16 protein-coding genes are annotated in these 17,875 nt (G+C 68.6%); 3 read left to right on the top strand and 13 right to left on the bottom strand.

Features of this window, described 5'->3' with window-relative positions; translation table 11 throughout:
- Nucleotides 1-19: 19 nt before the first annotated feature.
- Nucleotides 20-1,342: a L,D-transpeptidase family protein gene (locus VEC57_10385; GenBank protein HYB99524.1), complete on the bottom strand. Its 1,323-nt coding sequence runs from the start codon at nt 1,340-1,342 to the stop codon at nt 20-22.
- Nucleotides 1,343-1,592: 250 nt separating this feature from the next.
- Here VEC57_10385 and VEC57_10380 point away from each other — a divergent pair, with 250 nt between their 5' ends.
- The gene (locus tag VEC57_10380; protein HYB99523.1) at nt 1,593-2,603 is read left to right on the top strand and encodes a M23 family metallopeptidase; all 1,011 of its coding nucleotides are present in this window, start codon (nt 1,593-1,595) and stop codon (nt 2,601-2,603) included.
- 75 nt (nt 2,604-2,678) lie between these two features.
- Here the strand turns inward: VEC57_10380 and VEC57_10375 are convergent, their stop codons facing one another.
- The 9 genes from VEC57_10375 to VEC57_10335 form a co-directional block, all read right to left on the bottom strand.
- Entirely contained in the window at nt 2,679-3,053 is a 375-nt protein-coding gene (locus VEC57_10375; protein HYB99522.1) for a hypothetical protein, read from the bottom strand.
- Nucleotides 3,054-3,313: 260 nt separating this feature from the next.
- Nucleotides 3,314-3,982, bottom strand: coding sequence for a phosphate signaling complex protein PhoU (phoU, locus tag VEC57_10370; GenBank protein ID HYB99521.1), 669 nt, complete (start codon nt 3,980-3,982; stop codon nt 3,314-3,316).
- 13 nt (nt 3,983-3,995) lie between these two features.
- A complete protein-coding gene (pstB, locus tag VEC57_10365) occupies nt 3,996-4,910 on the bottom strand; it encodes a phosphate ABC transporter ATP-binding protein PstB (protein HYB99520.1) in 915 nt (304 codons plus the stop codon).
- A 9-nt stretch (nt 4,911-4,919) separates the two neighbouring features.
- Nucleotides 4,920-6,575 (bottom strand): phosphate ABC transporter permease PstA, encoded by a 1,656-nt coding sequence (gene pstA / locus VEC57_10360; GenBank protein HYB99519.1) that lies wholly within the window; start codon nt 6,573-6,575, stop codon nt 4,920-4,922.
- Between the two features lie 116 nt (nt 6,576-6,691).
- A complete protein-coding gene (locus VEC57_10355) occupies nt 6,692-9,250 on the bottom strand; it encodes an ABC transporter permease subunit (GenBank protein ID HYB99518.1) in 2,559 nt (852 codons plus the stop codon).
- 70 nt (nt 9,251-9,320) lie between these two features.
- Nucleotides 9,321-10,298: a phosphate ABC transporter substrate-binding protein gene (locus VEC57_10350; GenBank protein ID HYB99517.1), complete on the bottom strand. Its 978-nt coding sequence runs from the start codon at nt 10,296-10,298 to the stop codon at nt 9,321-9,323.
- Nucleotides 10,299-10,377: 79 nt separating this feature from the next.
- Entirely contained in the window at nt 10,378-11,694 is a 1,317-nt protein-coding gene (locus tag VEC57_10345; protein ID HYB99516.1) for a porin, read from the bottom strand.
- A 137-nt stretch (nt 11,695-11,831) separates the two neighbouring features.
- A complete protein-coding gene (locus VEC57_10340; GenBank protein ID HYB99515.1) occupies nt 11,832-13,604 on the bottom strand; it encodes an ATP-binding protein in 1,773 nt (590 codons plus the stop codon).
- A gap of 2 nt (nt 13,605-13,606) precedes the next feature.
- The gene (locus VEC57_10335) at nt 13,607-14,293 is read right to left on the bottom strand and encodes a response regulator (GenBank protein HYB99514.1); all 687 of its coding nucleotides are present in this window, start codon (nt 14,291-14,293) and stop codon (nt 13,607-13,609) included.
- A 299-nt stretch (nt 14,294-14,592) separates the two neighbouring features.
- On the opposite strand from VEC57_10335, the gene VEC57_10330 reads away from it, so the two are divergent.
- Both VEC57_10330 and VEC57_10325 read left to right on the top strand, forming a co-directional pair.
- The gene (locus VEC57_10330; protein ID HYB99513.1) at nt 14,593-15,057 is read left to right on the top strand and encodes a hypothetical protein; all 465 of its coding nucleotides are present in this window, start codon (nt 14,593-14,595) and stop codon (nt 15,055-15,057) included.
- A 26-nt stretch (nt 15,058-15,083) separates the two neighbouring features.
- Complete coding sequence (locus VEC57_10325; protein ID HYB99512.1) at nt 15,084-15,596, top strand: MarR family winged helix-turn-helix transcriptional regulator; 513 nt, start codon at nt 15,084-15,086, stop codon at nt 15,594-15,596.
- A 121-nt stretch (nt 15,597-15,717) separates the two neighbouring features.
- Here VEC57_10325 and VEC57_10320 read toward each other — a convergent pair whose 3' ends face one another.
- The 3 genes from VEC57_10320 to VEC57_10310 form a co-directional block, all read right to left on the bottom strand.
- A complete protein-coding gene (locus tag VEC57_10320) occupies nt 15,718-16,086 on the bottom strand; it encodes a hypothetical protein (protein ID HYB99511.1) in 369 nt (122 codons plus the stop codon).
- 91 nt (nt 16,087-16,177) lie between these two features.
- The gene (locus VEC57_10315) at nt 16,178-16,774 is read right to left on the bottom strand and encodes an arsinothricin resistance N-acetyltransferase ArsN1 family B (GenBank protein HYB99510.1); all 597 of its coding nucleotides are present in this window, start codon (nt 16,772-16,774) and stop codon (nt 16,178-16,180) included.
- 7 nt (nt 16,775-16,781) lie between these two features.
- The gene (locus VEC57_10310) at nt 16,782-17,837 is read right to left on the bottom strand and encodes a redoxin domain-containing protein (protein HYB99509.1); all 1,056 of its coding nucleotides are present in this window, start codon (nt 17,835-17,837) and stop codon (nt 16,782-16,784) included.
- Between the last annotated feature and the right edge of the window lie 38 nt (nt 17,838-17,875).

The following is a 17,875-nucleotide window of genomic DNA, read 5'->3' as shown; positions in this document are numbered from 1 at the left end:
GCCGCGCCGTCACTGCCCGTTACGGCCCGACGTCGATCTCCTCTCCCATGCGCTCGACCGGCGGCGGCGGGCGATGCGACCGCCGGTTCTTGCGGTACACATCCGGCCGCAACTCGACTCTGCCGTCCTCGTTCACGCGCGACGTGGAGTAGATGATGTGCACCGGCATGTGCTGCGGCAGGTTGATCCGCTGGGTGCGGCCGGAGCTGATCGCGGCCTGAAGGCGGCGCGGGCTCCACTCCGAGTCGCGCAGCAGGTACGTGGCCAGCTCGATCGGCTGGCTCAGACGAATGCAGCCGTGGCTGAGCGCGCGCACGGCGGCGTTGAACGCCTTCTTGTGCGGCGTGTCGTGGAGGTAGACGTTGTACTTGTTGGGCATCATGAACTTGATGCGGCCGAGCGGGTTGCGCGGCCCCGGCTTCTGGCGCAGGCCGCCCTCGCCTCCGGTAATGCCTTCGCGCTTGAAATAATTCGGATCGCGTTTCTGCAGCGGCCAGATCTCGCTCTTGGCGATGGTGTCGGGAATTCCCCAGTCCGGGTTGACGATGATGTGCTCGAGCTCGTCGCTGAACAACGGAGTCTGCCAGGTCGGCAGCCCCACGATCACCGGCATTCGCAGCGCTTCGCGGCCACGCTCGTAGGCGATGAGCTCGAAGAACGGGATGTTCACGAGCAGGTAGGTTCCCGACGGGTCCAGCGACACGTCTCGCCACCGCTCCACGTCCTGCTCGAGGATGTCGACGATCTCGCCGACCGGCCGATTGAGCTCCGCAAACGTCAGCGCTCCGACCTGGCCGTCGCCGAGCACCTTGCGGTCCTTCTGGAATGCACGCACGGCGTCGGCCAGCGTACGGCCGTACTCGCATGGGCCGCCCTGGCCGAGAGGCTCGGGCGGCGGAGGCGGCGCGACGGGTCGTGGCGGATTGCCTGCGGGTGGCATCGGCACCGGCGGCGGAGGCGGCGGCGTACTGCGCCGGCGCAGGTATCCTTCGGCCAGCAGCCGGTCCTCGAGCATCTCGATGCGCCGGCAGTCGTAGGAATACGGCGGGCCCATCGACAGGTCGGTCGGGACCTTCTTCCAGCCGCCGCGCCGCTCGATTTCGCGATAGCGATCCAGCGCCTGCTCGAGCAGCCAGAGCTGGGCGGCGGCGCCGGAAGCACGGCGCTCGGCGTACTCGTCACGCTCGCGGTACGCGTCGCGATCGCGAGGGCCCCACGGGACCATGTCGGGCTCGGGCTCGGGAATCGACGACGGCGGCCACGGCTGAGCCGACGCCGGACCACCCACGCACGCGAGTACACCGATGGCCAGGATCAGAAGAAGGGTGCGCAGGATGTCCATGAGCCCGTGATTCTGCAGAACGTCTGCGGCCGCGCCGCCAGCGACGGCACGGCCGCGCCGGTCCTAGTGGCATTGTCGGGCCGGAAAATGAACTGCACCCGCAGCCGCTGTGCGAGGTCGCACGGCGCACCGTGCAAGGCACACCGCTCGTTGGACCGCCGGTCGAAGCGGCGTTAGACGTGTCGCTTTTCGGGCCGCTCGCGCGGCCGAAACCCGAGGGGTGCCGCCCCTTCTTCCTTCGAGGCCCGCAATGCCCGCAAACAACGACACGCCCTGGGTGCTCTACGGACTTCTTGCCTGCTCGCTGGCGCTCAACGTCGTGCTGCTCTTTGGCGGCTCCGGCTCCGAGCGGGCCGACGCGCCTCTGTTCGAGCCGCCGCCGGAGGTCCCCGTGGCCGGTGCGCCAGCCGAGCCCGCGGATCAGCCGCGCGAAGCCGCCGGCGCCGCGGCCGATGCGGAGCAGGATGAGGACGAGCCCGAACGCGGCAGCGGCGAGTGGAGCATCCTGCGCGGAACGGTGGAGCACTCGCTGGCGCGGACATTCCAGGTGGAAGCGGGCGAAGCCGGCGACGCCTTGAGCAGCGTCTACACGCGTCTGTTCGTCTGGGACCTGGACCTGCGCCGCGACCTGCAGCGCGGCGACAGCCTGACGGCCGTCTGGCGGATCGGTGCCGACGGCTTTCCCGAGATTGCCGCCGCCAGCCTGCAGTCGAAGAAGCTCGGGAAGGCAATCCACGCCTATCGCTGGAAGATGCCGGGCGACACCTATGCCAGCTACTGGCATCCGGACGGGTCGGAGGCTGCGCTACGTCTGAAGAACGGGCCGCTCGATCACTACGAGCAGATCACGAGCCTTCTCAAGGACCGGCCTACGCACAAGGGAATGGATTTCAAGACGCCGGTCGGGACCGAGGTGCGCTCGCCGCGCGCGGGCACGGTGACTCGCGTCAACTGGAACTGGAACGCCAACGGCAACTGCATCGAGGTGCGCTTCGATGACGGCGTCCTCGCCAAGTTCCTGCACCTGTCGGAGAACCGCGTGCAGCAGGGTGACAAGGTCAGCGCGGGCCAGGTCATAGCGCTGACCGGCAACACCGGTCGTTCGACCGCTCCTCATCTCCACTACCAGCTCGATCGCGGCGAAAAGACGCTCGATCCACTCCAGTACCACGGCACCGAGCGACGATCGTTGACGCAGGAGCAGCTTGCGGCGATGCGCCGCGACGTGGCCGAGTTCGAGAAGCTTCTGGAGGGAGACTAGGCGAAAAAGCTGGCCGCAGCGCGAGCGCACGGGCGCTCGGCGCTGCAGCCGTTGCTTGCGGACCCGCGATACGCGTCAGGCGGTCGCGGTCGCGCAGAGTCTGGTGCGCCGGTGTGCCCGCTCGCGCCGCACGATGCGCTGCTTGGAGGCGACGCCCTGCATGCGAGCCTTCACCTTCATCTCGCGCAGGCCCGCGCGGATGTACTGCGGGTCGAGCTTGAGCGTCGTGCAGATGTTCTCGAACGAGAACAGCCAGTCGCTTTCCGTGCTGGCCACCCAGCGATTGACTGCCCAGAAATGCCGGCGGTGGTCGGGAACTTCCGATTCGAGGCCGCGCTGGAAGCAGACCAGGGCGTCTTCGAGGACGGCGAGCATCAGGCGGCCTTCGGGCTCGCGGGCCATCTCGGGCGCTTCGTTCGTCTTGGCGGCTGCGTACGCGCTGATCCTCATCCGATGCTCCTCTCGGCCGGCAACGTCGGAACGCCGGTCGCACTGGACGGAGCAAGGGACGGACCGTTTCTCGTGCACGCGCCCAAGCCTCCGAAGTCGCTGATTTTTCATCCATCGGGGGCGTCGCCGGCCGTGTATTGGAGCGAGACAGCGGGCCGAGAGGAGACGGTTCAATATGGGCTTTTGCGGCATGCGCGCCGCAGCCGCCGTCATCCGTTCGCCCTCGGCTCTGCGAGAAAAAAGGACGTGGGGAAAACGCTTCAGCGCTCGGTCGGCTCCCGGTGGCGCACGATCTCTCCCTCGACCATGTAGATGACGTCCTCGGCGATGTTGGTCGCGTGATCGGCGATGCGTTCGAGGTAGCGCGACACCGACAGGTAGTGCGTCAGCACCGCGAACTCGGCGGGATACCTCCGCACGGCTTCCTCGACGCGCGTGAACGTGTCGCGGTGCATGCGGTCGGCTTCGTCGTCGGCGGCGCACACGCGGCGGGCGGTGCCCGCATCCATGTTGACGAATCCGTCCAGCGCTCCCGACAGCATCGCGCGAACGTGCTTCGCGAAAGCGCCCACGTCCAGCGGCCTGACCGAGGGCGCCGGCACTCCCGACAGGTAGACCGCCTGCTCGGCGATGTTCACGGCAAGGTCGCCGATGCGCTCGAGGTCGCTGTTGAGACGAAAGCAGGCGACGATGAACCTGAGGTCCTGTGCCACCGGCTGGTACAGCGCCAGCAGCTTGAGGCATTCCTCCTCCACGTCCACCTCCATGACATCGATGCGATCGTCGGCTTCGATGATCTGCTGTCCCAGCGCGGCATCGCGATCACTGAACGCCGCAACGCTTCTGGCGACGGCCTCTTCGACCAGCGCTGCCAGCTCCAGGATCTGGCGCTTGAGCTTCTCGATCTCGTGCGCGATGTGCTTGGCCACTTCCTCCCCCTGCTCAGCCGAAACGGCCCGAGACGTAGGCTTCGGTCGCCTTCAGGTGCGGGCGGCTGAACATCTCGTAGGTGCCGCCGTACTCGATCAGCCGGCCCAGATACATGAAGGCCGTATAGTCGCTGGTGCGCGAGGCCTGCTGCATGTTGTGGGTCACGATCAGGATCGTGTACTCGCCCTGCAGCTCGGCGATCAGTTCCTCGATGCGGCCGGTGGCGATGGGATCGAGCGCCGAGCACGGCTCGTCCATCAGCAGGACCTCGGGGTCGGCGGCGATCGCTCTGGCGATGCAGAGCCGCTGCTGCTGCCCGCCCGACAATCCGAGCGCGCTCTGGTGCAGCCGGTCCTTCACCTCGTCCCATAGCGCCGCGCCGCGCAGGCTGGTCTCGCAGACCTCATCGAGAACGGTGCGGTCGCGCTCGCCGTCGATGCGCAGCGGGTAGACGATGTTCTCGTAGATGCTCATCGGGAACGGATTGGGTTTCTGGAAGACCATGCCCATGCGCTTGCGCAGCGCGATGACGTCGACCGAGTCGTCGTAGATGGAGCGTCCCGACAGCTTCATGTCGCCGCGGATGCGCACGTTCTGGACCAGGTCGTTGAGACGGTTGACCGAGCGCAGCAGCGTCGACTTGCCGCAGCCCGAAGGGCCGATGAGCGCGGTGACCTTTCCGCGCGGCACGATCATCGAGACGTCGTGCAGCGCCTGAGCGCTGCCGTACCAGAGGCTGAAGCCCTCGACCGCCACGGCCGCGTCCTCGCCCGCAAGGGCTGCATGCACTTCGGTGGCAACGGCGTCGCCGCGCGCGGCCGCCGCCAGGACGTCGCCGGCGCGGGAGGCGTCCGAGACGGTTCTGTCGCCGCGCGCGCCGGCCCCTTCCCTACCGGCGGCCACCATGACTCCCGCACGAGAAAGCATTCATCCTCCTCAGAACTGGCTCGACACGAAACGCCGCCGCAGCCGGCCTCGCAGCCAGATGGCGGTCAGGTTGAGCAGCGTCACGAGCGCGATCAGCAGCAGCGTCGTCGTGAACACCATCGGCTTGGCGGCCTCGCTGTTCTGGCTCTGGAAACCCAGGTCGTAGATGTGGAAGCCCAGGTGCATGAAGCTGCGCTCCAGATGCAGGAAGGGCGCCGTGGCATCGATGGGCAGCTCGGGTGCCAGCTTGACCGCGCCGACCAGCATCAGCGGCGCCACCTCGCCGGCGCCGCGGGCGATGGCCAGGATCATTCCGGTCATGATCCCGGGCAGTGCGCGCGGCAGCACGATGCGCTGGATCGTCTGCCACTTGCTCGCACCGCAGGCGTAGGACCCTTCGCGCATCGAGTTGGGCACGGCCGCCAACGCCTCCTCGGTCGCGACGATCACCACGGGCAGCGTCAGCAGCGCCAGCGTCAGCGATGCCCACAGGATGCCGCCGGTGCCGAAGGTCGGGGTCGGCAGCTTCTCGGCGAACAGCAGCTGGTCGACGCCCGCACCGACGATGTAGCAGAAGAAGCCCAGGCCGAAGACGCCGAAGACGATGCTCGGAACGCCTGCAAGGTTGTTGATGGCGATCCGCACCGTGCTGATGACGATTCCCCCGCGCGCATACTCGCGCAGGTAGAGCGCCGACAGCACGCCGAACGGCGTCACCAGCAGCGACATGATCAGCGTCATCGCCACGGTTCCGAAGATCGCCGGGAACACCCCGCCCTCGCTGTTGGCCTCGCGCGGCTCGTCGGCCAGGAACTCCCACCAGCGCGAAAGGTAAAGCTGCAGCGAGCCTGCCGGCCCAAGGACGTTGGCCGGATAGGCGCGCACGATGTCGGCCAGCGCGATATTCGCCTCCTGTCCCGCGGCCGTGCGCATCACGAGCCGATAGCGCGCGTTCTCCGCATCGAGCGCGCGCACGGCGGCACGGATCCGCTCGAAGTCCGCCGTCGCCTGCGCCTGCGCATCGGCAAACTCCGCTTCGGCCCTGGCGCGCTCGGCGGAATGACGGCCGTGTTCCAGCTCGGCTGCACGAATGCGCAGGCGGCCCTGCTCGAGCCGGCCGTTCACCTCTCCGATCTCGTGCGTCTCGAGCCGCCGGCGCTCGCGCCAGCGCTCCTGCACCTCGCCTATGGCCGCCTCGTAGCGATGCCACGCCTCCTGCGGCGTGTCCGCGACGATCGCATCGTCGACGGTGAAGGCGACGGGCTCGCCGTAGAAGCGGCCCCACGTCCGCCGCTCGATGACCACCACCCAGCGCGGCATGCTCTCGGAGCCGATCTCGAAATCGCTGACCCACGCGAAGTGCTCTCCGGTCAGCTCGTAGTTGCCGATGCGCAGCAGGCGCCGCTGCGCGCTGCCCTCCGCACGAGCCAGAGCCGCTCGCGGGCGATCGCGCGACCGCTCCGGCAGCGCCTCGAGGACGGCCGCCGAAGGCCGGTACGACTGCACGCGCGTGACCTCGCCCATGAGGCGGCGGCCGTCGCTCGTCTCGATCTGCATGACTTTGGACGGCCAGAACGTGGAGACGCCCTGCACGAGCACGAGCGCGATCAGCCCGCCGATCATCAGAAGCGCAGCCGCCAGCGCGCCGGCGGTCAGCCACAGCATCGGCTCGCCGAACGCCCTCAGGGTCAGCGTGCCTGCCCGCGCGCGCCGCCTGGCCGCTGCGGCCGTGACGGCTCGCGGCCGCGCCGTCTCGCTCGCAGAATGTGAGGCGCTCAGGCTCATAGCTGGTAGGCCCGCTCGCGAAAGCGCTGCCGCACCAGCTCCGCGATCGTGTTGAGCGCGAACGTGATCGCGAACAGCGCCAGCGCAGCCAAAAACAGCGTGCGGTAGTGCGTGCTGTTTCGCACCGCCTCGGGCAGCTCCACGGCGATGTTGGCCGACAGGGTGCGGAAGCCGTTGAAGACGTTCCACTGCAGCACGGGCGTGTTGCCCGCCGCCATCAGCACGATCATCGTCTCACCGACCGCACGCCCGAGACCGACCATGATCGCCGAAAACAGCCCGCTGGCAGCCGTGGGAACGACGATGCGGATCGCGGTCTGCCAGGGCGTTGCACCGAGAGCGAGCGATCCGGCGCGCAGGCTCTCGGGAATGCTGCTCAGGGCGTCGTCGGCGATCGTGTAGATGATCGGGACGATGGCGAAGCCCATCACGAAGCCGACGACCATCGCATTGCGCTGCACGTAGGTGCCAAGGACACCGCCGCGAAGATCCAATCCCGCAGCCGACAGCGCCGCCGACAGCGACACGGCCACGGCGACCGTGATCAGCGATCCCGCCATGAAGCGCACCAGCGCGCGCGCGGGTAGCGATGCGCCCGGCTGCGGCGCCGGCTGCGGGAGGCGCGCGGAGGCGACCATCGTCAGCAGCGCGGCGGCCGGCGTGGTCAGGAGCAGCCAACCGCCCAGAGCGCTGCCGCCCTGGCCGTCGAGCCACTGTCGGATGTCGCCGCCGAACAGCACTCGCTCCAGCGCCGGGCCGGCCATCACGGCCATGCCTGCGCCGCCTGTGAGCGCGAGCGCCGCCAGGAAATGGCGATGGCTCTCCCAGCGCGCGCGCACGACGCGCGGCAGCAGTTGCCAGACATGCGCCGCCAGCAGCAACGCGAAGGGCACCGCCACGACCGCGGCAAGGATATGCGCAACCGACCCTTCCATGGCAGGCGCGATCACGAGCGCAGCCAGAAAGCCCAGCACGACACTCGGAAGGCTCGCCATCAGCTCGATGGCGGGCTTGACGCGCGCGCGCGCCTCGGGCCGCAGGAACTCGCTCGTATAGATGGCGGCCAGCAGTGCCAGCGGCACGCCGAAGAGCATCGAGTAGACGGTGGCCTTGAGCGTACCGAAGATCAGCGGCCACAGTCCGAGCTTGGGCTCGGCGTCGTCGCTGGCGCTCGAGGATTGCCACATGTGCTCGGGCGCCGCGTAGCCCTCGTACCAGACCGGACGCAGGTAGGCGTGCAGCGAGGCCTCGGGGTGCGGCGAGTCCAGCGCCGCCCTCAGCACCCGGCCGTCCCACGCGAGCACCGCGCGATCGCCGGGAGCGACCGCGATGGCGGAAACCGGAGCACCGGCATCCGTGGCGGCCTGCGCCAGCAGGCGCTCGGTGGTGACGTGGAAGACGCGCAGCGAGCCGTCGGCATATCCGGCGGCGACCGAGCGCGTGCGCGTGGACGTCGCCAGCGAAGTGACCGCAGCGCTCGCGCTTCCCAGGTCGTGCGCGAGCACCAGATGAAGCCCGTCGCGAGTGCTCATCGCCGGTGCCGGCGATCGCATCCAGGCGCGCAGCCTGCCGGAGGAGTCGCCCGCCAGCAGCGTGTTCTTGCCGTTGAGCAGCGAGACCGCCGTCAGCGTCCGATCGCGCTCCGGCAACAGATCGATTTCCTCGGCAATGGCCGGTGCAGTCAGGTCGCGCACGTCCACGCGCACCGCCAGCCCGTCCTTCCACACGGCCAGCGCCTGGTTGGCAAGGCCACTGAGCGAGACCCACTGCGGCAGCCCATGGTCGGCAACCGGCCGCAGCGCCAACTCCCCGGATTCGGCCGTGAGCTTGTCCTTTCCGGTAAGGAAGTTGCGGCTGCGCGACACCTGCGTCACGCGCAGCACGCCACCGACATCGAGCGATGCGAACGCCGGGCCTGACGGCGTGCGGGTAAGATCCACCGCGTGCAAGCCCAGCTGGGAAACCGCGATCGGCTCGTCCACGGAGACGCGAACGCCGCGCAGCGCGAACTGGTCGATGCCGACGCGTTCGGCGACCTTGCCTTCCAGAACGAAACGCTCGCCCGTGGCCCGCGAGCGCGCCGCCTCGGGCAGCGCCGACGGCTCGCGATACTCGGTGTGGAACTCCACGCGCAGCAGCCGCGTGCTGCCGTCGGCGAAGCCGAAGATCGCCTCGCCGCTGCCGATCGCGAAGGAGTAGGCGGCCGGCGCCTGCACGAGCGGGCGCAGCTCTTCGAGCACGACGCCGGTAGCGGCTGCCATGACGACGAAGCGGTTCTGCGATGTGTATGTCCACAGCACCGAGCCGGTGTCGTCGGCCGCCAGCGCCACCACGGACTCGCCGGCGCCGAGGTGCGCGACCGGTGCCGGCTGCTCGAGGCGGTCGCGACCGAACAGCGGCGCCGCCACCCAGACCAGGAACAGGCAGACCGTGGAGACGGCGACGATGGTACCGATGCCGCCGATGCGGATGAGAGTGCGCGCGGCGGCGTCGGCCAGGCGCACCGACGGGCGCGTCGAGAGTGCGCGGCGGTAGCGTCGCTTCGGCTGCGTCATCGGAGCGACGACCGAGGCTGGCGCGACACGCGCGGGGACTTGCAGCGCCGCACCAGCCTCGTCCCCCCGTCTACTCGAGGCCCAGTGCCTTCTTCTGCTCGGCCACCAGCGCGGCCGTCAGCGGGAAGTAGCCGTCCTGCACCGCGACCTGCTGGCCCTGCCGGCTGAGGATGAAGCGCAGGAACTCGCGCCGCAGCGGATCGAGCTCGGTGCCGGGCTTGAGGTTGATGTACAGGTACAGGACGCGCGCCAGCGGGTAGTCGCCCGAGTAGACGTTCTCGGGCGTCGGCTCGACCGCCCTGGCCGGAGGCGTCTTCGATAGCGGCACGGCGCGCACGTCGGCCGTCCTGTAGCCGATGCCGCTGTAGCCGATGCCGTATCTGTCGCTGGCCACTGCCTGCACCACGGCCGAGCTGCCCGGCTGCTCCTTGACCGAGTCCTTGAAGTCGCCCTTGGCGATCGCGTGCTCCTTGAAGAAGCCGTAGGTGCCCGAGGCCGAGTTGCGCCCGTACAGGCTGATCGTCTTGCCCGCCCACTCGCCGGTCAGACCGAGCTGTCCCCACGTCGTGATGTTGTCGGCGCCGGTGCTGCGCGTCTTGGAGAAGATGCCGTCGGTATCCTTGAGCGACAGCTTCTTGATGGGATTGTCCTTGTGCACGTAGACCGCCAGCATGTCGATGCTGGTGGCGACCTGCGTGGGAGGGTAGCCGAAGGCGCTCTTGAAGTCGGCGATCTCGGCCTCCTTCATCTCGCGGCTCATGGGGCCGAACTGGGCAGTACCGGCGATCAGCGCCGGCGGCGCCGTCGACGAGCCTTTTCCTTCGATCTCGATCTGGACGTTGGGATAGAACTTCTTGAAGCCTTCCGCCCACAGCGTCATCTCGTTGTTCATGGTGTCGGAGCCGACGCTCTTGAGCGTGCCGGAGACGCCCTGCACCGGCGTGTACTCGGGAATGGCAGGGTCGACGCTCACCTGCTGCGCCTGCGCGCTCGAGAGGCTCGCAACCCACAGCGCTGCCGCCGTGACGATCATCCTTGGGAATTTCATGTTTTCGATCTCCGGGTGCGGCGTTGCCAGAGTCGCGCCGAAAACGGGCCGACCCTGGCACGCCAATGTTAGGGTTTGATTAGAAGTCGACCTGTGCGCGCGCCTGCACGATGTGAGCGTTGCCCGTGCGCTCGGGGCCGCCGGGTATGGCGGGATCGGCCGGAAGCCCCTCCACGTCCGTGTAGACGTAGTTGAACATCAGCCGCATGTTCGGGTTCCAGTGCCAGTTCAGCCCGGCGGTGAAATCCCACGCCTTGCCGCCGTTGACGGTCTTGATGCCGTTGCTGTCGTCGAGGTCGATCGACGAAAACCGCGCGAGCGCCTGCCAGGCGCCCCAGCCGCCGCTCTGCAGCAGGTTGCGCGCGGGCTTGACGCGGTCGAATTCGGCCACCGCGGTCTTGTAGTTGCGGCTCTCGCCGGTCAGCCAGTAGCTGGCGTAGGCGTAGTAGCCGTAGAAGCCCTGCTCGCCGACCGGGTTGGCCGTCCCTGTCTCGCCATCGACGTGGGTGTAGATGAACTCTCCCTGGAGCGAGAAGGGGCCGTAGACGAAGGCCAGCTCGGGGCCGGCGGCGATCATCCAGTTCGCTTCCATGTTGCCGGTATCGACGACGTTGGGCGCAAGGTGCGACTCGGGCCGGCTGTTGAAACGCAAGCGGCCGGCCACGTCGCGATAGGTGAAGTTGGCGCCGATGTGCAGGAGCTTGTTCTCCGCGCCGTACCAGGGCAGGCCGGTGATGCGCGAAGTGATCGCCCAGGTTCCGTCGCCGCCGCTGTTGCCGGCGTCGTCGGCGTTGCGGTAGATGCCCGCGGCGTACTGCACGCGCTCGTCCAGCACCGCGTTCTGGATGGTGATTCCCGGGTTGCGACCCGGAGTGAAGGCCGTCGGCAGCCCCTGCTCGATGAACTCGTCGTACTTGCTGCTGGTCAGCTCATCGAGGCTGAACGGCTCCTTGACCTGACCGATGCGCAGCGTGCCCACGTAGGGAAGCGCATCCACGCCGAGCCACATGTCCTTGATGTTCGCGCGCGTGTCGACGAAGTCGTACTGGGCCTTGAACAGGAAGCGCTCGTAGATGATGGCGTCGAGCTCGATGCGCGCGCGGCGCAGCTCGGTGCCATCCTTGAATTTGAGCGCCGGCCCGCCGAGCGGCGCCGTCGCCGACGGTGGCGCGGCGCGCGTCCCGAGCCCCTCTTCCAGTCCGGTATCGGCATCGAAGAACGCGGCGTCGTACATGATGCGTCCGCCGAGCTTGAGCTTGAACGCGCCGTCCCCCGATTCCGCGCGCACGCCGTCCTTCCAGAAGACCTTGAACGTGTTGTCCTGAGCGTGGGAAGCCGGTGCGGCAAGAGCGAACGCGATCGCTGCGCCCACGGCGAGTCCCCATCGATTGACCATTGGATGCTCCTTTTCGCGCGGCGGCTCACGGCCGCTCGCACGAAAGGAGTGTTAGAAAGTCTTTGTTAGCGGCTCGTGAGCCGCACGTGAGTATTGCGTCAGGCCTGCGTCACGCGCCGATGGAGCTCACGACCTCTTCACGCGGCCGCAAAACGCAGCGCGAACGTGCTGCCGCTGCCCGGCCTGCTCGCGACCGTCACGGTGCCCCCCTGCGCCTGCACGATGTGCTTGACGATGGCCAGGCCGAGGCCGGTGCCGCCGAGCGCGCGGCTTCTGGCCTTGTCGACGCGATAAAAGCGCTCGAACAGGCGCGGCAGGTGCTCGGCCTCGATGCCGACGCCGCGGTCGCGCACCTCGATGACGGCGTCGGCCCCGTCGCGCCGGGCCTCGACATCGACGGTGGAGCCTTCCTCGGAGTACTTGATGGCGTTTCCGATGAGGTTGACCACCGCCTGCTCGACGAGCGCTCCGTTGACGCGCGCCTGCACGCCGTCGCCGCACTGCACGCGCAGCTCGATCTTCTTGCGCTCGGCGTCCAGTGCGCAGACGTCGACCGCTTCGGACACGACCGTCGCCAGCGACGTCACCGGCCTCTCCAGCGTCTGCTGGTCCGACTCCTGCTCCACCCGCGACAGCAGCAGCAGATCGTCGATGATCGCGCCGAGACGGTCGGCCTGTCGGGAGGCGATCTCGAGGAAGCGCCGGCGGTTGTCGACATCGTCGATCGCGCCGCCCAGCAGCGTCTCCAGGAAGCCCTTGATCGAGGTCACGGGCGTCTTCAGCTCGTGCGAGACGTTGGCGACGAAGTCGCGCCGCACCGTCTCCAGCAGCCGCATGCGCGTGATGTCGTTGAGCACGACGACCGCTCCGATGCGGACGCCGTCGCGGTCGCGCACCGGCGCGCCGTGCGCCTGCAGATAGCGCGGCGCCTCGGCATGCACCGCGAGCTCGCGTTCGATGGGACCGTCGGCTGCCAGCGCCTCGGCCACGAAACGGTGCAGGTCGCTGTTGCGCGCGACCTCCTGGATGCTGCGTCCGACTGCGCTCTCCGGATCGACGCCGAAGACATCGGCCCCGGCGGCATTGAGCGCCATGACGCGCTCGCGCGTGTCCACCGCCAGGACGGCCTCGACCATACTGCCGAGCACCGCCTGCTGCTCGTTGCGCTCGGCGACGAGGCTGCGGATGCGCGCATCGAGCTCGTGCGCCAGACGGTGGACGGCTTCGGCCACGCGAGCGATCTCGCTGGATCCAGCGGCCGGCGCCCGCGCCGGCACCTCGCCGGCCATGCAGGATTCGGCCATGACCTCGAGGTCCTCGAGCGGGCGCGTGATGCGGCGGGCGATCCACAGACCCAAAGCCGTGGCCGCCGTGGCCAGGACCAGCGCGGCGATGGCGGCGCGCATCTGCAGCGTGGAGACGGCGCCTTCGAGGCTCGCAAGCGGAAGCCCGATTCGCACGACGCCGAGCACGGCGCCGGCGGGGCGGACCGCGCGAGCGGCGTACATCATCGGCACTTCCACGGTGTCACTGAAACGAATGGCGGTGCCCTGGCCGTGTTGCAGCGCCTCGGCCACTTCGGGACGCCCGGCGTGGTTGTCGAGCAAGACCGGGTCGCGGTCGGACTCACCGAGAACGGTGCCATCGGGCGCGATGACGGTCACGCGCATCCCGGCCAGCGAGCCCAGGCGCTTGGCCACCGGATCGATTTCGTGACGGCGCGCCGCCGGCAAGGCCTCGGCCAGTGCATGCTCGACCAGCGCGGCGCGCGCGAACAGATCCTCGCGCGTCCGGTCCAGATGGAAGTCGTGGACCATGCCCGAGGCGCCCCATGTCAGCGCCCCCAGCGACACGATCACGAGAACCACCAGCGGCAGCGCGATCTGCCACAGCAGGCGCACGCGCGTCATCGCTATTCCTTCAAGCGATAGCCGACGCCGCGCACCGTCTCGATGAGGCCGCCGAAGCCGCCGAGCTTCCGGCGCAGGGCGACGACCTGCACGTCCACCGATCGCTCCGTTACCGGATAGTTCTCGCCGCGAATGCCGTCGACGATCTGGTAGCGCGTGAAGACCCAACCCGGCCGTCGCGCAAGGAAGTGGAGGATGCGAAATTCCGTGTTGGTCAGTGCGACGTCGGCGCCGTCGGCACGCACCTGCTGTCGTCCGGGATGAATCTCGATGTCATGGATGCGGATCGGCTCGTCTTCGTCCGGAACCCTGCGATTGCGGCGCCGCAGCGTGGTACGCACGCGTGCGATGAGCACCCTGGTGCTGAAGGGCTTGGTCACGTAATCCTCGGCGCCGAGCTCGAGACCGGCCACGACGTCGCTCTCGGCTCCTCGCGCCGAGACCATGATGATGGGGATGCTCGCCGTGTTTCGATCCGCCTTCAGCGCGCGACACACCTCCAGGCCGTCCATGCCCGGCAGCATCAGATCGAGCAGCAGCAGATCGGGCGGAGACGTTTGCGCCGCCTGCAGGCCCTTCTCGCCGCTCTCGGCTACCACGACCGTGTAGTTCTCGGTCTGCAGGTTGTAGCGAATGAGCTCGGCGATATCGTCCTCGTCCTCGACGACGAGAATCGTTTCGCGTGCCATGTGCGCCTTCTCGCACGGCACGGGGTGCAGGGGAAGAATTCCGGCTTCCGTTTTTGGTTAGTTTTTCGTTAGCGCCTCGTGATCGTGCCGCGCTCAGCGCCCGACGCGCGACGCACTTGCCACGACTCCGCCATCCACGCCCGTTCGCTCTCCCTCTCATCGATGCAACGCTGACGCCGGCATCGTGACGGCCGTGCTGCCGTCGAGCGGCGGCCCGGCGTCCACCGACTCGCTCCGACTGCTGGCAACGCCTACTATGGCCGGACGCAGGCGCCCCGGCGGCGCCAGGAGGTTTTGCGATGAAGAGCTACCGGATCATCCACCGATCGGCCGCGCTGGCGGTCTCACTGGCCGCGGCGGCCGCGCTGTCGGCCACGCCGGCCGCTGCCGAATGCGGGGACCCCTCGTGCGCCCAGAAGGAGCAGGCCTGCGATCAGGCAAAGGAAGCCGGCGGTTGCGGATGCGCCGGCAAGGCCGAGGCCGCGGCCGATGCCAAGGCTCCCGAAGGAGCAGGCGTGCGAGCCTACATCGATCCGGAGACCGGCGAGCTGACGACGCCGCCGGCCGCTGGAGCGGCGGCCGGTGCGGCCGAGGCCGACGCCAGGACGGCAGGACAGGCGCCTGCCATCGAAGTGCCCGGCGGCGGCGTGCAGGCCGAGCTCGGTGCGGGATACCGCGCCAACATCGTCGCGACCACCGACGAGAAGGGCCAGCTCAAGACCAGGTGCAATCACGGCGGCGCCGAGCACGAGGCGCACGAATAGCGAGCGCAGCTTCGCAGCGCCCGACGATGAGCAATCCGCCCGACAGGCCCGCGCCGCCGCGCTCGGCCGGCGACTGCGTCTGCCTCAACCTTCGGCAGGCAGCGCGCGCCGTCACCCAGCTCTACGACGAGGCGTTGCGACCGTGCGGGCTGCGTGCGACCCAGCTCGGGCTCCTGGCCATGACGCACAAGGCCGGCAGCCTGCCCATCTCACGGCTGGCCGAGCTTCTGGTGATGGATCGGACGACGCTGACGCGGAACATCAAGCCCCTGGAGAAGCAGGGCCTGATCTGCACCAACTGCGGCGACGACAAGCGCATCCGCAGCATCTGCCTGACCGAGGAGGGCAAAGCGGCGTTGCAGGCGGCGCTGCCGCTATGGGAGGAGGTTCAGAGGCAGGTCGTCGCCAAGCTCGGGGCCGAGCGCCTGGAGCGGATGCTCGAGGACCTGACGGTGGCGATCGGCGCGGCCAGACAGCCTTCCGGGACCCGGCTCTTCGAGAGCCCCCACGACTGCCAGGGCACGGACGGCGCCGTTTGACCCGCGCACTTTAGGTGCATATACACGAACCGCCCATTACGGGCGCACCCGGTGCCGCGGTCGGCGATGAGGAGAATAGGCTCCCCACCGTCGGCCGCGGTTTTTTCTGCCCGACGATTCCCTAGCCGAGGATGATCTTGCCGCCCGCGGCTTCCTGCGGGGTGATGATGCGGTTGGCCGCCTGCCGGCGCATTTCGCGCGCCTCCTCGATCATGCGGTCCACGCCCGCCTGGATGGCCTCGGGAAACTTGTCGATCGCTTCCTGCAGAGAGCCGGCCTCCACCGGCGCGTGGACCGGGACCAGGCCCTGCGGGGTCAGGATCTGGGTTTCGGCAGTGAAGAGCGTCGGCCGCGAAGGGTCGTCGCTGCCGTCGGCCTTGATCGGAATCAGCCGGCGGATCGATGCCACGCGCAGGTCGGTGAAGACGTCTTCGCGGTAGAGGTTGTTTCGATCGACCTGCAGTTCGTCGAGCTTGATGGGATCGGCCACGGCATTTGCTCCTCGAACGCTCCAGACACACGTCCTGTAGTCAGGCCTAAGCCATGCGGAGCCGGTTGTCGAGTCACCGGCGCGGCCACGCTCAGCGCGCCAGCAGGCGCATGCCTGCATCGAGGCATCGCTCCCACGCGCGCGAGTTCTTCAGCTCAGCGAAGGAACGAGGCTCCTGCGGCTGGGGCATCGCGCCATCGAGACGGCAATCCCACCAGCCGACATCACGCCAGGCGCCGTTCTTGTAGCCCACGCCCTGGTAGACGCCGACGAGCGTGAAGCCCATCGCCTCGTGCAGGCCCACGCTGGCCTGGTTGGGAAGCGTGATGCCGGCGTACGCGCGTGCGAAGCCGAGCTCGCGCAGCGCGGCCAGCAGCGTCGTGTACAGCGCACGCCCGATTCCGCCCCGGTGCCATCGCGCGCTGAGATAGACCGAGACGTCGACCGACCACCGATAGGCCGCGCGCTCGCGGTGCCGCGACGAGTACGCGTAGCCGACCACCTCGCCGTCACGGCACGCAACGAGCCAGGGATGGGACGCGATGCTCGCGGCCATGCGGTCGTGCATCTGCTCGGCCGTAGGCGCGATCTCCTCGAACGAGATGACCGTGTGCTGGACGTACGGCGCGTAGACGGCTGCAATGGCGGGCGCGTCGCCGAAAGTGGCGGCACGAAGCGACAGCGCCATCGGTCGATCAGGCCGCTCCGCCGCGGCGCTGCTGCGCAAGGCTGCGATAGTCGGGACGTCCCGCGTCCATCCACTCGCGGAAGAGGTCGAAGAAGTCGGGGCCCATCGGGTCCTTGCCCTGGATCGGCATCGAGCCGCGACGAATGGTCCAGTCCAGCGGCGCCAGCGCACCGGCACGCTCGAAATGACGCTGCGCCCGCTCGTGGTCGCCTCGCTGCCACAGGTGCCAGGCCAGGCCGAACTCGGCGCGGGCCAGCTGCTCGTCGTGCGTGGGCAGGAGTTGCGCGCGCGCTGCCTCGTCGCGGCTCATCGGCAGCTCGCCGGTGCGAACCCAGCGCCGGAGCCCATCGAGATGCGGGCCCGCCTCCTTGCCGTGGAACTCCTTGAACATGTCGGTGCCATACTCGATCAGCGGGGGCCGCACGATGCGTCCATTCTCGTCGATCCAGACGACGCTCGAGATGTTGATGATGCCGTAGCGATGCGCGACGACGTGCTCGCTGTCGATCAGCGCCGGATGCGTCGGCGCTGCGCGCTCGATGTACGGGCGCGCGTCTTCGGCCGACTTGTCGAGCGCTACCGTGATCGCCGTGAAGCCGTGATCGCCGAGCTCTTGCTGAAGTTGCTGCCAGACCGACAGCTCTTCCCGGCACCCTCACCAGGACGCCCAAGCGATCAGCAGCACCTTGCGGCCGCGGTAATCGCTCAGGCTGTGCATGCGCCCCGAAAGATCGGGCAGAGTGAAGTCGGGCGCCTCGCCTGCCGACAGCGAGGCGGCACGCTCGCGGGCCGAATCCCCGATGCATGCGGCGCCGGCCGCCACGTCGAGCGCCAGAGGGCGATCCAGTGCGGACGCCAGCGCGACGAGATCGATGCCTTCGTCGCTGGCGATGGCGGCGCCGGGCGTCACCGGCACGCAGACGTCGCCTCGGCAAAGGCCCTGGCTCTTCAGGCTCCAGCCGAGCGCGCGCTCGACATCGGCAGGTGCGATGCGGACGCTGTTGCCGATGACGCGCGCCTGCACGTCGGTGGCGCGGCCGTCTTCGATGATGGTGAAGCTCATGCGGCGACCTCCGCCGCCATCTTAGACGGCAGGCGCCG

The sequence above is a fragment of the Candidatus Limnocylindrales bacterium genome (assembly GCA_035626395.1).
Taxonomy (GTDB): domain Bacteria; phylum Desulfobacterota; class Binatia; order UBA1149; family CAITLU01; genus DASPNH01.
The sequence above is the reverse complement of the archived record's forward strand: the minus strand, read 5'-3'. Positions and strand labels throughout refer to the sequence as shown.